Source organism: Actinopolymorpha pittospori (assembly GCF_014873875.1).
In the GTDB taxonomy this organism is placed as follows: Bacteria; Actinomycetota; Actinomycetes; order Propionibacteriales; family Actinopolymorphaceae; genus Actinopolymorpha; species Actinopolymorpha pittospori.
Genome location: NZ_JADBEM010000001.1, coordinates 7,201,714 through 7,217,314, shown reverse-complemented (window position 1 = coordinate 7,217,314; position 15,601 = coordinate 7,201,714). Strand labels below are relative to the sequence as shown.

16 protein-coding genes are annotated in these 15,601 nt (G+C 70.2%); 11 read left to right on the top strand and 5 right to left on the bottom strand.

Annotation, left to right across the window (positions count from 1 at the left end; all coding sequences use genetic code 11):
* Positions 1 to 13 precede the first annotated feature (13 nt).
* Together HEB94_RS33620 and HEB94_RS33615 are read left to right on the top strand one after the other, a co-directional pair.
* Positions 14 to 475 (top strand): NUDIX hydrolase, encoded by a 462-nt coding sequence (locus tag HEB94_RS33620; RefSeq protein ID WP_192753564.1) that lies wholly within the window; start codon positions 14 to 16, stop codon positions 473 to 475.
* Between the two features lie 312 nt (positions 476 to 787).
* Positions 788 to 1,612, top strand: coding sequence for a M55 family metallopeptidase (locus HEB94_RS33615; protein ID WP_192753563.1), 825 nt, complete (start codon positions 788 to 790; stop codon positions 1,610 to 1,612).
* An 18-nt stretch (positions 1,613 to 1,630) separates the two neighbouring features.
* Here the strand turns inward: HEB94_RS33615 and HEB94_RS33610 are convergent, their stop codons facing one another.
* The gene (locus tag HEB94_RS33610) at positions 1,631 to 2,326 is read right to left on the bottom strand and encodes a response regulator (RefSeq protein ID WP_192753562.1); all 696 of its coding nucleotides are present in this window, start codon (positions 2,324 to 2,326) and stop codon (positions 1,631 to 1,633) included.
* A complete protein-coding gene (locus HEB94_RS51485; protein ID WP_192753561.1) occupies positions 2,323 to 3,708 on the bottom strand; it encodes a histidine kinase in 1,386 nt (461 codons plus the stop codon). The genes HEB94_RS33610 and HEB94_RS51485 overlap by 4 nt, the downstream gene beginning before the upstream one ends.
* A gap of 185 nt (positions 3,709 to 3,893) precedes the next feature.
* On the opposite strand from HEB94_RS51485, the gene HEB94_RS33600 reads away from it, so the two are divergent.
* Together HEB94_RS33600 and HEB94_RS33595 are read left to right on the top strand one after the other, a co-directional pair.
* A complete protein-coding gene (locus HEB94_RS33600; protein WP_192753560.1) occupies positions 3,894 to 4,589 on the top strand; it encodes an ABC transporter ATP-binding protein in 696 nt (231 codons plus the stop codon).
* Positions 4,586 to 6,997, top strand: coding sequence for an ABC transporter permease (locus tag HEB94_RS33595; RefSeq protein WP_192753559.1), 2,412 nt, complete (start codon positions 4,586 to 4,588; stop codon positions 6,995 to 6,997). Before HEB94_RS33600 ends, HEB94_RS33595 begins: the two co-directional genes overlap by 4 nt.
* An 80-nt stretch (positions 6,998 to 7,077) precedes the next feature.
* Here the strand turns inward: HEB94_RS33595 and HEB94_RS33590 are convergent, their stop codons facing one another.
* Positions 7,078 to 7,545, bottom strand: a complete 468-nt coding sequence (locus HEB94_RS33590) for a carboxymuconolactone decarboxylase family protein (protein ID WP_192753558.1) — start codon at positions 7,543 to 7,545, stop codon at positions 7,078 to 7,080.
* 108 nt (positions 7,546 to 7,653) lie between these two features.
* On the opposite strand from HEB94_RS33590, the gene HEB94_RS33585 reads away from it, so the two are divergent.
* The gene (locus HEB94_RS33585) at positions 7,654 to 8,523 is read left to right on the top strand and encodes a sigma-70 family RNA polymerase sigma factor (RefSeq protein WP_192753557.1); all 870 of its coding nucleotides are present in this window, start codon (positions 7,654 to 7,656) and stop codon (positions 8,521 to 8,523) included.
* 19 nt (positions 8,524 to 8,542) lie between these two features.
* On the opposite strand, the gene HEB94_RS33580 is transcribed toward HEB94_RS33585, so the two are convergent.
* Positions 8,543 to 9,547, bottom strand: coding sequence for an NADP-dependent oxidoreductase (locus tag HEB94_RS33580; protein ID WP_337918096.1), 1,005 nt, complete (start codon positions 9,545 to 9,547; stop codon positions 8,543 to 8,545).
* A 66-nt stretch (positions 9,548 to 9,613) separates the two neighbouring features.
* Here HEB94_RS33580 and HEB94_RS33575 point away from each other — a divergent pair, with 66 nt between their 5' ends.
* Positions 9,614 to 10,045 (top strand): winged helix-turn-helix transcriptional regulator, encoded by a 432-nt coding sequence (locus tag HEB94_RS33575; protein ID WP_192753556.1) that lies wholly within the window; start codon positions 9,614 to 9,616, stop codon positions 10,043 to 10,045.
* A 23-nt stretch (positions 10,046 to 10,068) separates the two neighbouring features.
* On the opposite strand, the gene HEB94_RS54915 is transcribed toward HEB94_RS33575, so the two are convergent.
* Positions 10,069 to 10,266, bottom strand: a complete 198-nt coding sequence (locus HEB94_RS54915; RefSeq protein ID WP_420481613.1) for a DNA-processing protein DprA — start codon at positions 10,264 to 10,266, stop codon at positions 10,069 to 10,071.
* Positions 10,267 to 10,548: 282 nt separating this feature from the next.
* Here HEB94_RS54915 and HEB94_RS33565 point away from each other — a divergent pair, with 282 nt between their 5' ends.
* The 5 genes from HEB94_RS33565 to HEB94_RS33545 are packed head-to-tail and all read left to right on the top strand — an operon-like array spanning position 10,549 to position 15,599.
* On the top strand, positions 10,549 to 11,724 hold the full coding sequence (locus HEB94_RS33565; RefSeq protein WP_337918095.1) for a pyridoxal-phosphate-dependent aminotransferase family protein: 1,176 nt from the start codon (positions 10,549 to 10,551) through the stop codon (positions 11,722 to 11,724).
* Positions 11,721 to 12,407, top strand: a complete 687-nt coding sequence (locus HEB94_RS33560; protein ID WP_192753554.1) for an RraA family protein — start codon at positions 11,721 to 11,723, stop codon at positions 12,405 to 12,407. The genes HEB94_RS33565 and HEB94_RS33560 overlap by 4 nt, the downstream gene beginning before the upstream one ends.
* Positions 12,404 to 13,228 carry a cyclase family protein gene (locus tag HEB94_RS33555; protein ID WP_337918094.1) on the top strand — a complete coding sequence of 275 codons (825 nt, stop codon included), beginning with the start codon at positions 12,404 to 12,406 and terminating at the stop codon, positions 13,226 to 13,228. The genes HEB94_RS33560 and HEB94_RS33555 overlap by 4 nt, the downstream gene beginning before the upstream one ends.
* Positions 13,225 to 14,676, top strand: coding sequence for an MmgE/PrpD family protein (locus tag HEB94_RS33550; protein WP_192753553.1), 1,452 nt, complete (start codon positions 13,225 to 13,227; stop codon positions 14,674 to 14,676). The genes HEB94_RS33555 and HEB94_RS33550 overlap by 4 nt, the downstream gene beginning before the upstream one ends.
* A complete protein-coding gene (locus HEB94_RS33545) occupies positions 14,676 to 15,599 on the top strand; it encodes an ABC transporter substrate-binding protein (RefSeq protein WP_192753552.1) in 924 nt (307 codons plus the stop codon). The genes HEB94_RS33550 and HEB94_RS33545 overlap by 1 nt, the downstream gene beginning before the upstream one ends.
* Positions 15,600 to 15,601 lie beyond the last annotated feature (2 nt).

Sequence of the window (15,601 nt, the reverse complement as noted above, 5' to 3'; positions counted from 1 at the left end):
CGAGGTGCGGGGAATGAGTTTCCGGCTGGCGGCCTACGCCGTGTGCATCCAGGACGGGCGGGCGCTCCTCGCCCAACACGTCTCGACGAACTGGACGCTTCCGGGCGGCCGCGTCGAACACGCGGAGGATCCCTTCGACGCGGTGATCCGGGAGGTCGCCGAGGAGACCGGCCTCGACGCGGTGGTCGAACGCCTGCTGGGTGTGGACTCCAGAGTGATCCCCGCGGCCGAACGCCCCTCGCCCGGCCTACCCGAGCACCAGAACGTCGGCGTCTTCTACCAGGTCCGCATCACCGGCGGCCACCTCCGGCCCGAGCCGAACGGCGACACCCTCGAGGTGGTCTGGACCCCGATCCCCGACGTCGCGCTCCTCCGCCGGTCCTCGCTGGTCGACATCGGCCTCGCCCTCGCGCAGATCCGTCCGGCAACCGGCCACGTCACTCCCGTCCCGGTCGGCGGCCTGATCCAGCACTGAGGGCGCCCCACCACGATGGCCATGATCGGCCATCCTCTGCCCGCACATGACGGAGCAGGACCGAACGATTTATGGTCAACCTGCTGGCTGGCCATGTGGGCGTAGATGCGTGTCGGTGTGAAGAATGGTGCCGGGTTGAAACCGTTCAGGAAATCTTCCAGGTGTGCCAGGTAGGCGCTTCATAGAGATGCCCGGCCGAGATCGGCTGGACTTTCGCCAGCCACGACAAAGAACCGTTGCCAGCCACGACAAAAATCTGTGTCATCGGTGTCGCTGAATTCTGGCCAGGAGACCGAACGGAAGAGGTGGCCGGTGAAAGTTTACCTATCGTGCGGCATGGAAGGCGTGGCGGGCGTCGTCGATTCGAAGCAATGCTCTGGTCCGGGTGCCGAGTACGACCAGGCGCGGGAACTGCTGCTCGGGGAAGTGAACGCGGCCATAGAAGGGGCGCTGGCGGGGGGAGCCACCAGCATCGTGGTGAACGATGCACATGGCGACATGAACAATCTTGATCCCGCCAGACTGGCGGGCGAGGCCACCTATATCTCCGGTAGGGGCAAGCCGCACTCCATCATGGAGGGCCTGACCGAGGACGTCGGCGTTGTGTTCTTCGTCGCCTATCATGGGTCCGCGGTGAGTCCTGGCGTTCTGGCGCACACCTACAACCCGGACGCGATCGATGAGGTGAGGGTCATGGGGCGGGTGTCCGGTGAGGCCGGGATCAATACGATCGTCGCCGCGGCTCATGATATTCCGGTTGGCCTCGCCACGGGTGACCAGTACGTCCACAGCGAATTTCTTCCCCTCTGTCCCGCCGCGGAATATGTAGAGGTCAAGCGGTCGATCACGCGGACCTCGGCCGAGAATCTGCATCCGACCGTTGCCCGCAACCAGATTCGAGCAGCTGCCGAAAGGGCTGTGCTGAACACGCTGCGCGGCAGACCTTGGCCCAGAACAATCACCGAGCCGGCCGACCTGAGCGTAGAGCTCAGGACCAGGGACCTTGCCGAACGAGCCCTCAAAGCTGTGGCGATCCCAGCTCAACTCAGCATCAAGTCCGTAAGAGTCCGCGCCCCTCGGATGGATGTCTTTCAGGCGTTCCTCGACATCGTGGCCGAGACGCGACGCGTCGACTGAACGACCAAGGTCTGCCGATCAGCGGGCCGCCTGACCGGGGCGGCGGGCGGTCGGAGTGACCAGGCCGGTCTCGTAGGCGAGAACGACCGCCTGCACCCGGTCACGCAGCTGGAGCTTGGTCAGGATGCGAGTGATGTGGGTCTTTACCGTCGCCTCGCTGAGCTGGAGCGCGGCGGCCAGTTCGGTGTTGCTCAGGCCGCCGGCGAGCAACTCGAGTACCTCCCGCTCGCGGGGCGTGAGCGCGGTCAGGTCGCGGTGCAGCACGGCGCGACCGGGGTCGGCGTGGGCGAAGCGCTCCACGAGCCGGCGGGTGATCGTCGGGGCGAGCAACGCGTCGCCTTCCTGGACCAGCCGTACCGCGTGCACGAGATGGTCCGGGGTCACGTCCTTGAGCAGGAAGCCGCTGGCCCCGGCGGTGAGCGCGGCGTAGACGTACTGGTCCAGGTCGAACGTGGTCAACATGACCACCCTGACCGCCAGGCCGTCGGCGGTGGTGGGCGCCTCGGCCAGGATCCGTCGCGTGGCTTCGAGTCCGTCCAGCTCGGGCATCCGGATGTCCATCAGCACCACGTCGGGACGGAGCCGGCGGGTTTCCGCCAACGCCTCGTACCCGTTGGCGGCCTGGCCCACGACCTCGATACCGGCGGCGGTCAGGATCATCGTGAACCCGGTGCGGACCAACGCCTGGTCGTCCGCGATCACGACCCTGGTCATAGCGCTCCCAGCGGGTTGTCCAGCTCGTTGCGCGAGGCCCGCGGCTCCAGGGGCATCCGGGCCCGCACCCGGAATCCGCCACCGAGGCGCCGGCCACTCTCCAGCGTTCCACCGTAGAGGCGGAGCCGTTCGGCCAACCCGAGCAGCCCTCTCCCTGTACCGCCGTGCCCACTCCCGCCGGACCGGGCGTCGGGCGGCGCCTCGTCGTTGACCACCTCGATCACCAGGTCACTCCGACGATCCGGCGGAAGGGGATCCGGCGGAAGAGGATCCAGGGGAGAAGCTCCGTTGGTGGGCGCGGGCGAGGGTTCGGTGGTGATGGCGACCTCGGTAGGCGCCCCCGGTGCGTAGCGCAGCGCGTTGGTCAACGCCTCCTGCACCACCCGGTAGGCCGTCAGGTCCACGCCACGTGGCAGCGCCGCCGACGTTCGGCGTACCGACACCGGCTGCCCCGCCCTGCGCACGTTCTCGACCAGCGCGTCGAGCTGCTCCAGACCCGGCTGCGGGTGCAGCAGATCGTCCTCGCTCGGGCCGGGGGTGAGGACACCCAGCAGGTGACGCAGCTCCGTCATCGTCTCCCGGCCGCTGGCCTCGATGGCCGACATGGCACCGCGGGCGAGCTCAGGGTCGGCGTCGAGGACCTTCCCGGCGGCACCGGCCTGAATAGTCATCACGCTGACATGGTGGCTGACGACGTCGTGCAGCTCCCGCGCGATACGGGCCCGCTCCTGGGCGACGGCCAGGCTGGTGGCGGCCTCCTGCTCCCGCTCCAGGGCCTCGGCCCGCTGGTGGGAGGCCCGCGCCTGGCCTCGGGCGGCGCGGATCGCGACACCGAACAGTCCGATCGGCAGCAACAGCGCGAACGCACCGGACCAGCCAGGCAGCGACGGCCAGGTCTCCTCCTTGACGGCGGCCGTGACAGCTCCGACGACGAGCAACGTGCTCATCGACACCAGCGCCGAACGCCCGTGAACCGCGAGGGAGAAGGCGCCGATCAGCAGCGCCGCGAGGGTCGCCGGGGTGACAGGAATGTCGAACGGCAACATGCCGGCGAACTGCACGATCAGACACACCAACGGCCAGCGCCGTCTCCCGACCAGCGGCACCGTGATGAGCAGGGTCATCAGCACGTCACGGCCGACCGGCTCGCCGGGTGGCGTCAGGCGCGGGTACGGAACGTTCGGCACCGGCACGGGCCAGAACTCGGGCTGCCTCGGCACGTCCACCTTCACGTCCACGTCGCTGCCCGAGGGCTCCGCCGCGAGGATGGTCAGCCACACCGCGGCGAGGCTGAGCGCCGCGGCGAGGGCGACGTCCGGCCACAGCGTGGGTTCCCAGGCGCGCCACAGACGCCGCAGACGGGGGAGCGGGGACGACGACACACCCTCCATTCTGGGGGTCGGCGCCGCCCGGCACGTCCATCGCGATGTGTACGTCGCACGGATGACCCGACGCGCCGATCAGCTCAGCGAGGTAGGGCCGACCAATCCCGCGCCCGATGTCCGCGCCGCCCTCCCGTTCCTACGGTGCTCGCGACGAACCACCCACGGACGGAAAGGGCACCACCATGAGCGAGCTGGTACGGCTGCGAGCGGCCGGCAAACGGTACGAGACGGCCGGCCCGCCGGCACTGGACGGCGTCGACCTGACCATCGCCGACGGTGAGGCGGTGGCCATCATGGGACCGTCGGGAAGCGGCAAGTCGACCCTGCTCAACCTGGTCGCCGGCCTCGACCGACCCACCGACGGCCAGGTCGAGGTCGGCGGCACCGAACTGAACCGGCTGTCGGAAAAGGCCCTGGCCAGGTTCCGGCGTACCCACATCGGCATCGTCTTCCAGTTCTTCCATCTCCTCGACGACCTGACCGCCCGCGACAACGTGCTGCTGCCCGCGCAGCTGGCCGGAACTCCCCGGCGCGCCGCCTCCGCCCGTGCCGACGAACTGCTGGACGCCCTCGGCCTCACCGCCCGCGCCAACGCCTACCCGGCGCGCATGTCCGGCGGCGAACGGCAGCGCGTGACCGTCGCCCGCGCGCTCATCAACCGTCCGCCCCTGCTGCTGGCCGACGAACCGACCGGCGCGGTCGACGCGAAGACCGGGGCACAGGTCATGGAACTCCTGCGCGACCTGAACCGCGGCGGCCAGACCGTCCTGCTGGTCACCCACGACCCGGCCCTGGCCAAAGGATGCGCCACCCGGGTCGTGCAGGTGCGCGACGGCAGGCTCACCCAGCCTGCCGGCGTCGAGGAGGTGACGGCATGAGAACGGTCCTCCGGGTCGGGTGGGCCGCCGTAGGCCGGCGCCGGCTGCAGAGCCTGGTCATCGCGGCCGTCGTCCTGCTGTCCAGCTGTACCGCGATGGTCGCCCTCGGCCTGCTGGTGGCCTCGAACGCACCGTTCGACCACGCCTTCGCCCGTCAGCACGGCGCACACACCACAGCCAGCTTCGACCCGGCCAAGGCGAGCGCCGCCGACCTGACGGCGACCGCGGACCGGCCAGGCGTCACCGCCACCGCCGGGCCCTTCGACGCCGTCACGGCACGACTGCTCGCCACCACACCGCACGGGACGCGGCCCGGACCCGACGGACTGATCGTGGGCCGCGCCGAGACCGCCACCCCGGTGGACCGGCTCGAACTCACCGACGGCACCTGGCTGACCGGGCCGGGCCAGATCGTCCTGTCCCGCGACTCCTACGGCACCGGCGACTTGGCATGGCGGGTCGGCACCGAGATCACTGTCGACGTGCCCGGCAAACCCACCCTGCGCGTCGTCGGCATCGCCGACTCGATCACCGGGACGGCCGACGCTTGGGTGTGGCCGACGCAGACGAACGTGCTGCGCGCCGAGGACGCCGTGGCCAGCCGGCAGATGCTCTACCGGTTCGACTCCTCCCGCAGCGACACGGCCATCCGGACCAGCCTGTCGGCGGCCACCGCCGCGCTCCCCGACGGCGCGCTCACCGGCTCCTCCGCCTACCTCGCCGTGAAGCTGCGCGCCGAGGGGAACCTCAAACCGATGGTGCCGTTCGTGGTCACCTTCGCCGTCGTCGGTCTGGTGATCTCGGCGCTGATCGTGGTCAACGTGGTCTCCGGCGCGGTCGTCGCCGGATTCCGCACCATCGGCGTGCAGAAGACGCTGGGATTCACGCCCGGCCAGGTGGTGGGCGTGTACGTCGGCCAGATCCTCGCGGTGGGTGTGCCCGCCTGCCTGCTGGGCGTGCTGCTCGGCCGGCTGCTGGCCACCCCGCTGCTCGCCCAGACCGCCGAGGCGTACGCGCTCTCCAGCCCGGCGACGATCCCCGCCTGGGTCGACCTGCTGGTACTGCTGGGCGTCCCGGTGATGGTCGGCCTGGCCGCCATCGTCCCGGCGGCACGAGCCGGACGGCTCTCCGCGGTGCAGGCGATCACGGTCGGCCGCGCCCCCAGCAGCGGCCGCGGCTTCCGGATCCGGCGCGCGCTCGCCGCCACCGGACTGCCCAGACCGGTCAGCTTCGGCCTGGGTACACCGTTCGCCCGGCCCGCCCGCGCCGCGGTGACCGTGGTCGCCGTCCTGCTCGGCGCCACGACCGTCGTGTTCGCCACCGGGCTCGCGACCTCCCTGTCGGAGGTGGCCGCCGCCTTCAACCGGACCGCCGCCGTACCCGTCACCGTCGAGCTCATCGCAGCGCACGTCGGCCCCGGCCCGGCCGGAGGCAACGTGCCGGCACCCAGGAACGGAGGAGGAAACGGAGGAGGACCCCCGCAGCCCGCCGACCCGGCCGCCGTCCGCGCCATCATCCAGGCCCAGCCCGGCACGGCCCGGCTGGTGGCGACGAGCGAGCAGGAGGTCGACCTCGCCGGATCCACCGAGCCGCTGTCGGTCAGGGCCTACGACGGTGACCCGTCCTGGGTCGGCTACCCGCTGATCTCCGGACGCTGGTACGACGGCCCGGATGAGGCGGTCGCGGGCTCACGGATGCTGCGGCTCACCGGCACCAAGGTGGGCGACCACATCACCATCCGCACCAGCCTCGGCGAGCGCCGCGTCCACGTCGTCGGGGAAGCGTTCAGCAACGTCGGCGAGGCCACCCTCATCATGGGGACGGAGGGGCTCGACGGCCTCGTCGAACACCTGACCCCGAACCGCTTCGAGATCGGCCTGACCCAAGGCACCGAGCCACACGCTTACGCCGACGCGCTGTTGGCGGACCTGCGCGACGTCGCCGCCGTCCCGCAGGTCACCGCCGACACCCAGGAGAACGAGACCATCCAGGTCATGCTGGCCCTGATCGCCACCCTGAGCCTGCTCCTGGTCGGTGTGGCCGCACTCGGTGTCTTCAACACCGTCGTGCTCAACACCCGGGAACGCGTCCACGAGATCGGCGTACTCAGGTCCGTCGGGATGACCCCTGGGCAGGTCCGGTGGATGGTGGTGACGTCGATGGTGACGATCGGCCTGGTCGGCGGGGCCCTCGCCGTCCCGCTCGGCTACGCCCTGCACCGGTGGATCCTGCACGCGATCGGCGAAGCGGCCGGCACCGATGTTCCCCACAGCGTCGTCGCGGTCTACGGCCCGTTGGAACTGGTCGGACTCGGCGCCTGCGGCATCGTCCTCGCCGTGCTCGGCGCCCTGATCCCGGCCGGTTGGGCGGCCGGCACCCGCGTCGCCACCGCCCTCCACGCCGAATAGCGAGGTGCGACAAGGCGTCGGACTCGATCCTGCGCCCCGACGGGCGATCGTCGTCGGGGCGCAGGATCGACCTGCGGGGTTCAGCCGAGCGAGCCCGCCACCTGCCGGGTCGCGACGTTGAGCCGGTTCCAGACGTTCACCGTGGCGATCGAGACGAGCAACGTACTCAGCTGCGACTCGTCGTAGTGTCTGGCGGCCTCCTCCCACACCTCGTCGTGCACCGGGTCCGCCCGCTCGCTGAGCCGGGTGACCGCCTCGGTGAGGGCCAGCGCGGCGCGTTCGGCGTCGGTGAAGTACGGCGCGTCCCGCCAGGCGGCCACCGCCAGGACCCGCGCGATGCCCCGCTCGTCCGCCTCGTCGGGCCTCTTGAAGACGCGGGCGTGCATGTCGACGCACGCGCTGCAACCGTTGACCTGGCTCGCACGCAGGTGGACCAGCTCCAGCGTCTCCGCCGCCACGCCGGCCTCCTTGGTGGATTCGCCCAGCGCGATCAGGGCCTTCATGGCGCCGGGCACCGTCATCGCGGGGTGGTTCATCCGTGCTTGCATGCTGCTTTCCTCCATGGATCGTCGCTGCTCACCGATCGGCGCCGACCTGTCATATCGGCGCTTCGGGGTTCGTCAGTGCTATGACGGATGTCGACGGAGGAACCTGACGTGCACGACGAAGAATGGCTGGCGGACCAGTTCGAGAGCCACCGCGCTCACCTGCGTGCCGTGGCGTACCGGATGCTCGGTTCGCGCAGCGATGCGGACGACGCGGTGCAGGAAGCCTGGCTGCGACTGGCCCGTACGGACACCAGCGAGGTGCACAACCTCGGCGGCTGGCTGACGACCGTGGTGGCCCGGGTGTGTCTGGACCTGCTGCGCTCGCGCAGGTCACGGCGGGAGGAGCCGATCGAGGCGCGCCTGCCGGACCCCATCCTCAGCCGCGAGGACCGAGACGATCCCGAGTACGCGGCGCTGCGGGCCGACTCGGTCGGGCTGGCGCTCCTGGTGGTGCTGGACACCCTCACCCCCGTCGAGCGGCTCGCGTTCGTGCTGCACGACATGTTCGGGGTTCCCTTCACCGAGATCGCGCCCATCGTGGGGCGCTCCCCGGGCACCGCCACCCAGTTGGCGAGCCGGGCACGCCGCCGAGTGCGGGGCGCCGCCCCGGCATCAGACGTCGATCTCGTCCAGCAGCGGAGGCTGGTCGAGGCCTTCCTCGCGGCCGCACGCGACGGTGACCTCGACGGCCTCGTCGCGGTGCTCGACCCGGACGTGGTGCTGCGGATCGACTCCGGTGCCGCGGGCGGCCTGAGGCAGGTGCGCGGCGTCAGGACCGTCGCGGAGGGCGCTCTGACCTTCTCGCGGGTGGCGGCCCACGCGGAGCCGGTGATCGTCAACGGTGTCGCCGGGGTCCTCACGACGACGCCCGAGGGGACGCCGGTCTCGGTGACGGGCTGCACGGTGCGGGAGGGGCGGATCGTCGCGATCGACATCCTCGCCGACGCCGAGCGACTCCGCGCCCTCGACCTGTCCTGACCGGCGCCCCGAAGAGATGTCAGTGGCCGGGCGACCCGCCAACGGTCAGGACGATCTTGCCTGTGACGCGGCCGGTCGCGCTGAGTTCGTGCGCCTTGGCCGCCTCTTCCAGGGGGAACGTCTGGTCGACCACGACGTGCAGGGCGCCGCGTTCCACCAGAAGGTCGATGGCTTCGAGATCAGAGCCGGATGGGCTGAATCCGAACTCGACGTAGCGCAGACCACGTGCGTGGGCCTGTTCCCTGACCCCATCGCGATCCGGTCCGGTGCCTCGGATGTCGAGAAGGATCCCGTCAGGCGCGAGTGTGTCCAGTGATCGCAGTGCGTACTCGCCGCTGATCGGATCCAGTACCACGTCGATGTCCCGCGCCGTCGCCGCGAAGTCGGTGGTGGTGTAGTCAATCAGCTCGTCGGCGCCCAGGCTTCGTAGGAAGTCGTGTTTGTCCGGTCGGGCGGTGCCGATGACGTACGCCCCGCGTGACTTGGCGATCTGCACCGCGAGGTGTCCGATGCCACCTGCTGCCGCATGGACGAGTACCCGTTGACCGGCGTGGACGCCGGCGACGTGCACGAGCGGCTGCCACGCTGTGAGCGCGGCGGTCGGGAGTGCTGCGGCGTGCACGTGATCCAGGCTCGGCGGGACGAGTGCCAGCGAGCTCTCCGGCACGGCGACGAACTCGGCGTAGGCGCCGTGGGGTGGCAGGACGGCCCCGTGCACGGCATCGCCGGGCTGGAACCGTCTCGCCTGGTCACCCGTCGCCTCCACCACCCCGGACAGGTCCAGCCCGAGGGTGAAGGGCGGTTCGCCTAACCTCCGCACGAGTCCGGAGCGTCTCTTCCAGTCAGCTGGGTTGACCCCAGGGGCATGGATTCCTACCAGCACCTCGCCAGGACCAGGCGCCGGCCGGTCGACCTCGACGACCTCCAAGACCTCCGGTCCGCCCAAGGTGCGCTGGCTGATCGCCCGCATCCGGCCCGTCATCTCATCACCCTTTTCCTTCGACACGGATGGCCGCTCGGCCACGGACCCATCCTCGAAGGGGGAGGTATCTGTTGTGAAGTAGGCACCTGTTTGATATCTAGGTACCTCATGGGTACTACTTCGCGTGCGAGCGTCGGCAGGACACTCGTCTACCGCCACGACTGTCCGTCGCGCACCGTGATCGAGGTGCTCGCCAGCAAGTGGGCGCTGTATGTCCTGGCCGCCCTGCGCGAGCGCGATCGGCCGATGCGGTTCAACGAGTTGCGGCGGGTCCTCGAGGGCATCACGCAGAAGATGCTGACCCAGACGCTGCGGGCCCTGGAACGTGATGGCCTCATCACTCGAACCGTCTATCCGACCGTCCCACCGCGAGTGGAGTACGGCCTGACCACTCTCGGGAGTGAGGCTGGGAGGCTGACCAGCGCGATCGCCGAATGGTCCATGGAACATGCCCAGGAGATCCTGAAGGCTCGCGGTGAGTTCGACGACTCGATCACCGAGGACCCACGCCCGATAACGCGATCTGGCGACCCGGTGTGATGTGTGGCCACGGGCGCAGGCGGTCATGCGTCGCCGGAGCTGACCAGGGCGAGCTCCGCGGCGACTCTGAGGCCGCGGTCCGAAGCGCCGCGTGAGCCGACTACCGACACCGCGCGGTCGTTGGGTACCAGCTCGCCCCGCCTGAACATGATGGGCGGGACCTGGTGGATGTCGCGGAGCGGGGCGGGATCGTCGCTGTCGAGGACCGTGGCGACGGTAATGCCCCCATCGCGCCATCGAGCCAGCTCCAGCTCGGCCTGCTTCAGGGGTCAGGAGCGCCAGCTAGCTCCAACAGCGTCGGCGGCGAAGCGAGCCCACGCCTGACCTGATCGCCTGCTCACACACCGTCACGGCGCGGCCGCGCCGAACGCGGGCTGAGCTGGCGACATGCCGCGAACTCCCTCTGAGGGCAGGGAATCCGCGCGGTCGAGCTGACCCTGGAGGGTGACTCTACGCGACTGGAAGTCTCTTGCATACGGCTGTGCACTGCTGTATACAACTGCATGCAACGTGACGAAAGGCGGCGCATGCGACTTCGGGTACCGGGACCAACTCCAGTCCCGCCACGGGTGCTTCAGGCACTGGGCCAGCAGGTGATCTACCACCGCGGCTCGGAGTTCAAGGAGCTCCTCAACGACACGGCGGCGATGCTCCAGCCGCTGTTCGGGACTCAGACGGCCAGCCCGATCGTGCTCACGTCCTCGGGGACCGGCGCTCTGGAAGCCGTGCTCGCCAACAGCCTGCGACCCGGTGACCGCGTTCTCACCCTCGACAACGGCCACTGGGGCGCACGCTTCGGACGTCTCGCGACCTCCCTCGGCGCGTCGGTGGAAGCGCTCTCCTCCCCGTGGGGTGGCGGCGCCGACGCGGACGCGCTCCGCCGCCGCCTCTCCGCCCCGGACGGCGGGGAGTTCGTCGCCGTCCTGGCCGCCCACAACGACACGTTCACCGGCGCGGTCACCGACCTGGCCGCGATCGGCGACGTCGTACGCGACACGTCCGCCCTGCTGGTGGTCGACGCCGTGTCAAGCCTCGGTTGCCTCCCGATCGAGACCGACGCCTGGGGGCTGGACCTGGTCGTCTCCGCCTCCCAGAAGGGCCTGATGTGCCCGCCCGGGCTCGCCCTGGTGACCGCCTCGGACAAGGCCTGGACGCGGATCGACCAGGTGGCTGCGCGAGGTGAGTACTTCGACCTGCGCAAAGCGCGAGAGATGGCAGCCCAGGGGCAGGCGAGCTTCACCCCCGCCGTCAACCTCGTCCGCGCCCTGCACGAGGCGCTGAGGATGGTGCACGAGGCCGGCATCGCCGAGACCTTCGCGCGGCAGGCACGACTGGGCCGGGCGCTCGCGGCGGGTGCCGCCCACCTCGGTCTGTCGCTGTACCCCGACGCCGACGTCGCGTCCCCCTGTGTCAGCGTCCTCCGCACGCCGAAAGGGATCGACGCCGCCAAGATCGTCGCCACCATGCGCGACCGCTACGGCACCCAGATCGCCGGCGCCCGCCGTTCACCGCTCGACGGAACCGTCATCCGCGTAGGGACGATGGGCTACTGCCAACCCGACGACATCCGCCTCGACGTCTGGCAGCTCGCCGGCTCGGTCCAGGAGCAGGGCCAGGACGTGGACGTGGCCGCGGCCATCGCCACCACCGAACGCGAACTCGAAGGGGTGCCCGCATGAGCGGATCACCGGGATTCCGCATCGCGTCGGGCTGGACCCGACCCGATGCCGCCACCATCGCCGCCTTCGCCGGGGTGCCCTCGCCCAACGTCGGCGACGCCATGAACCGGCTCGGAGTCGTCGACCCGCACATCCAGGCCGTCTGGCCAGGCGCGCGATGCGTCGGCTCCGCCCTCCCGGTCTGGGTTCGGGCCGGCGACAACCTGATGATCCACAAGGCGATCGACATGGCCGAGCCAGGTGACGTGATCATCGTCAACGGCCAGGGCGACCTGACCCGCGCCCTCTTCGGGGAGCTGATGGCCCAGAGCGCCGCCGCGCTCGGAGTGGGCGGCCTGGTCTTCGACGGGGTCGTCCGCGACGTGGCATCGCTGGCAGAGCTGCGCCTGCCCGTGTTCGCCCGGGGCGTGAGTCCTGCCGGGCCGTTCAAGCAGGGACCCGGCGAGATCGGGCGGCCGGTCGCGATCGGCGGCGTGGTGTGCGCCCCCGGCGATCTCGTCGTGGCCGACGCCGACGGCGTGGTCATCGTCCCCCGCCACGACGCCGACGTCGTGCTCGCCGAAGCCCAGGCGATCCAGGAGCGGGAGGCCAAGCGCATCCAGGAGATCCGCGGCGGCTCACCCCGACGGGCCGGCATCGACGAGGAACTGATCCGCCGCGGCGTCATCTGGGAGGCATCGTGAACCAGAACCCAGCACTCGCCTCGGTCCTGGCGAGCCTGTCCGCCGGCACGGTCTACGACCTCGCCCAGACCCTGCAGACCGGCATGGCGTGCTCACCCAACCACCCCGGCTTCCGGCTGGCGCTGCAACGCCGTCACGGTGACCAGAACCGCGCCGACGGCACCTCCTCGGCCAGCGAACTCATCATCACCGGCGGGCATGTCGGCACCCACATCGACGCGCTCTCACACTTCTCCGACGGCGGATGCCTGCACGGAGGAGTCGACGCGGCGGCCGCCCAGCAGACCGGACGGTTCACGACCCACGGCGCCGAGACCATCCCACCGTTCCTGTGCCGAGGAGTGCTGCTGGACGTCGCGGCGAACGCCGGCGTCGAGGTCCTCGACCCCGGAGCACCGGTCGACGCCGCGAGCCTGCAAGCAGCGGCCGCCTCCTCCGGCGTCGAGGTACGCGCCGGCGACGTCGTCGTCATCCGCACCGGCTGGTCCCGCTTCTTCAGCGACCCGCAGCGGTTCCTCGGCCTGCACGACGGCGTACCCGGCATCACCACCGACGCGGCCACCTGGCTCGCCGACAGCGGCGTGGTGGCCGTGGGCGGCGACACCACATCGGTCGAGCAGATCCCCGCCGGGCAAGGCCACTCACTGCTTCCCGTGCACCGGCTGCTCCTCGTCGAACGCGGCATCTACCTCCTGGAGATGCTCGACCTCGAAAAGCTCGCGGCCGACAAGGTCGCGGAGTTCTTGTTCGTCGCGATTCCGCTGAAGATCCTCGGCGGCACGGGATCGCCCCTGCGTCCACTGGCGGTGACCGCACAATGACCTCCGACGCGCAACCCATCGCGCACCTGCTCGCACGCTTCGCCGTAGACCAGCGCGCGGACCCGACGCTGGTCGAGCGGTTCGGCGAGGACATCCGGGGCCGGATCGTCGACGTCCTCGGCAACTCACTCGCGGCCACCACCACCGCCGTCTTTCCGGTGACCTCGACCGTGGTGCGCACCTGGGGCGGTGCCCCGCGCGCCACCGCGATCGGGCTCGACGACGGAGTGCCGACTGCCTCGGCGGCCTTCCACAACGGAACCCTCGCCCACGCCCTCGACTTCGACGACACCCACCTGCCGTCGGTTCTGCACCCCAGCGCCTCGGTCATTCCGGCGGTGCTCGCCACCGCGGAGGCGGTGGGAGCCTCCTACGAGGCCGTCGTGGCGGCGGCCGTGGTCGGGATCGAGATCACCAACCGCCTCGGGATGGCGGGCTACGACGACGCACTGGGCAACTCCGTCTTCTTCGAACGCGGCCTGCACGCCACCTCGATCTGCGGCACCCTGGGATCCGCCGTGGCGGTGGCCATGCTGCTCGGCGGTGACCAGGACGTCATCGGGCACTCGATCGGGATCGCGGCCAGCATGGGCGCCGGCCTGCTGGAGGCCAACCGCACCGGCGGCACGGTCAAGAAGGTGCACTGCGGCTGGGCCGCCCACTCCGGCACGGTCGCGGCCGAACTCGCCGTGGCCGGCCTCACCGGTCCGCCCACCGTGCTCGAAGGCCGGTTCGGGTTCCTGCAGGCCCACTGCGGAGACCGGGTCGACCTCCGCGCGCTGACCGACAACCTGGGCACCGACTGGACGCTGGGCGCCGTCGGCTTCAAGCCCTACCCCTGCAACATCTACACCCACCCGGTGATCGACGCGGCGCTCCAGCTTCGCGAGCGTGGCATCACCGCCGACCAGCTGGACTGGGTCGAGGCCGGAGTCGCCAAGCCCACCCTGCGGACCATCGCCGAACCGCCGGCGAAGAAGGCCAGCCCGGAGACGGGCTACGAGGCCCAGTTCAGCGGCCCGTACGCGTTCGCGGCCGCGATGCTCGGGGGCGGTGGGCTCGGTGTGAGCCTCGAGGACTTCACCGACGCCGCCGCGGTCGAGCCGCGGCGGCGGGCACTGGCGGCACGCGTCCGCATGGTCGACGCGGAGTCCGCCACCGCCGCGTTCCCCCGAAGGATCTCCTGCGTCCTGCGTTACTGCACCCAGCAGGGGGAGGAGGGGGAGATCACCATCCCCGTCAACCGTGGATTCGGCGCCCGCACGCTGACCGCCGACGAGCACCTCACGAAGTTCCGCACCAACGCCTCGACGGCACTGCCTGCTCAGCAGGTGGAGGCGCTCGAAAAGGCTCTCCAGCGGCTCCCACACCTGTCGATGACCGACCTCATGTCGGGCCTTCGCCAGCTTGCCCCCACCCACGGGTCACCGGAAAGAAAAGGTTCCTGATGCTGAGGCAGCGTTCCACCCGTACTCACTCCATCGCCGCGGCGACCCTGGCCAGCGCCGCCCTGCTCCTCGGAGCGGCCGCCTGCGGATCCTCCGGCGCGACCACCGATGCGAGCTCCACCGGGGCACCCAGTCCCGCGAGCACCCTGCTGCCCAAGAGTGTCCAGGAAGCGGGGACCCTGACCATCGCCACGGACGCCCAACTTCCGCCCAACAACTTCATCGGCCCCGACGGCAAGACCATCATCGGCGTGAGCGTCGACATGGGCAACGCCCTGGCCAAGGAACTCGGCGTGAAGGCGGAGTTCGTCAACACGAAGTTCGCCTCCCTGATCTCGGGCCTGCAGGCCGGCCGCTACGACATCGCGATGTCGGGGATCACCGACACCGCCGAGCGGCAGAAGCAGGTCGACTTCGTCGACTTCATCGAGTCGGGTCAGGTCTTCATCGTTCCGAAGGGCAACCCCGGCAAGGTCGACTCCCAGGACGCCATGTGCGGGAAGACCCTCAGCCTGGTCACGGGCACCATCTCCGTCGACCTCGCCGAGGCCCAGTCGGCCAAGTGCACCGGGGCCGGACAGAAGCCGGTAGAGATCCTGAAGTTCCCGACCGTCGCCGACGCCCTGTTGCAGCTGACGAACGGGCGGGCTGATGCCAACATCGCCAACCTCGGCAAGGCCGCCTACCAGGCGAAGGAGTCCGGCGGCAAGCTCGAGGTCGCCGGAACCCCGTTCGCGTCCTCCTACGACGCGGTCGCGGTCAAGAAGGGCGACAAGGAGATGATCGCGGCCCTGCAGTACGGCTTCGGACAGATGCTCGAGGACGGCACCTACCAGAAGATCCTGGAGAAGTGGGACGTCGAGGCGAGCGCCGTGGACAAGGTCGTCGTCAACGAGGGCGACTCGCTGGAGAGCAGCGGCTGACC

Coding starts and splice junctions, on each gene's coding strand:
- HEB94_RS33575 (WP_192753556.1), top strand. CDS start 9,614: ATGGGTACTACTTCGCGTGCGAGCGTCGGCAGGACACTCGTCTACCGC.
- HEB94_RS33610 (WP_192753562.1), bottom strand. CDS start 2,326: ATGACCAGGGTCGTGATCGCGGACGACCAGGCGTTGGTCCGCACCGGG.
- HEB94_RS33600 (WP_192753560.1), top strand. CDS start 3,894: ATGAGCGAGCTGGTACGGCTGCGAGCGGCCGGCAAACGGTACGAGACG.
- HEB94_RS33550 (WP_192753553.1), top strand. CDS start 13,225: ATGACCTCCGACGCGCAACCCATCGCGCACCTGCTCGCACGCTTCGCC.
- HEB94_RS33560 (WP_192753554.1), top strand. CDS start 11,721: ATGAGCGGATCACCGGGATTCCGCATCGCGTCGGGCTGGACCCGACCC.
- HEB94_RS33620 (WP_192753564.1), top strand. CDS start 14: ATGAGTTTCCGGCTGGCGGCCTACGCCGTGTGCATCCAGGACGGGCGG.
- HEB94_RS33595 (WP_192753559.1), top strand. CDS start 4,586: ATGAGAACGGTCCTCCGGGTCGGGTGGGCCGCCGTAGGCCGGCGCCGG.
- HEB94_RS33565 (WP_337918095.1), top strand. CDS start 10,549: ATGCAACGTGACGAAAGGCGGCGCATGCGACTTCGGGTACCGGGACCA.
- HEB94_RS33545 (WP_192753552.1), top strand. CDS start 14,676: ATGCTGAGGCAGCGTTCCACCCGTACTCACTCCATCGCCGCGGCGACC.
- HEB94_RS33590 (WP_192753558.1), bottom strand. CDS start 7,545: ATGCAAGCACGGATGAACCACCCCGCGATGACGGTGCCCGGCGCCATG.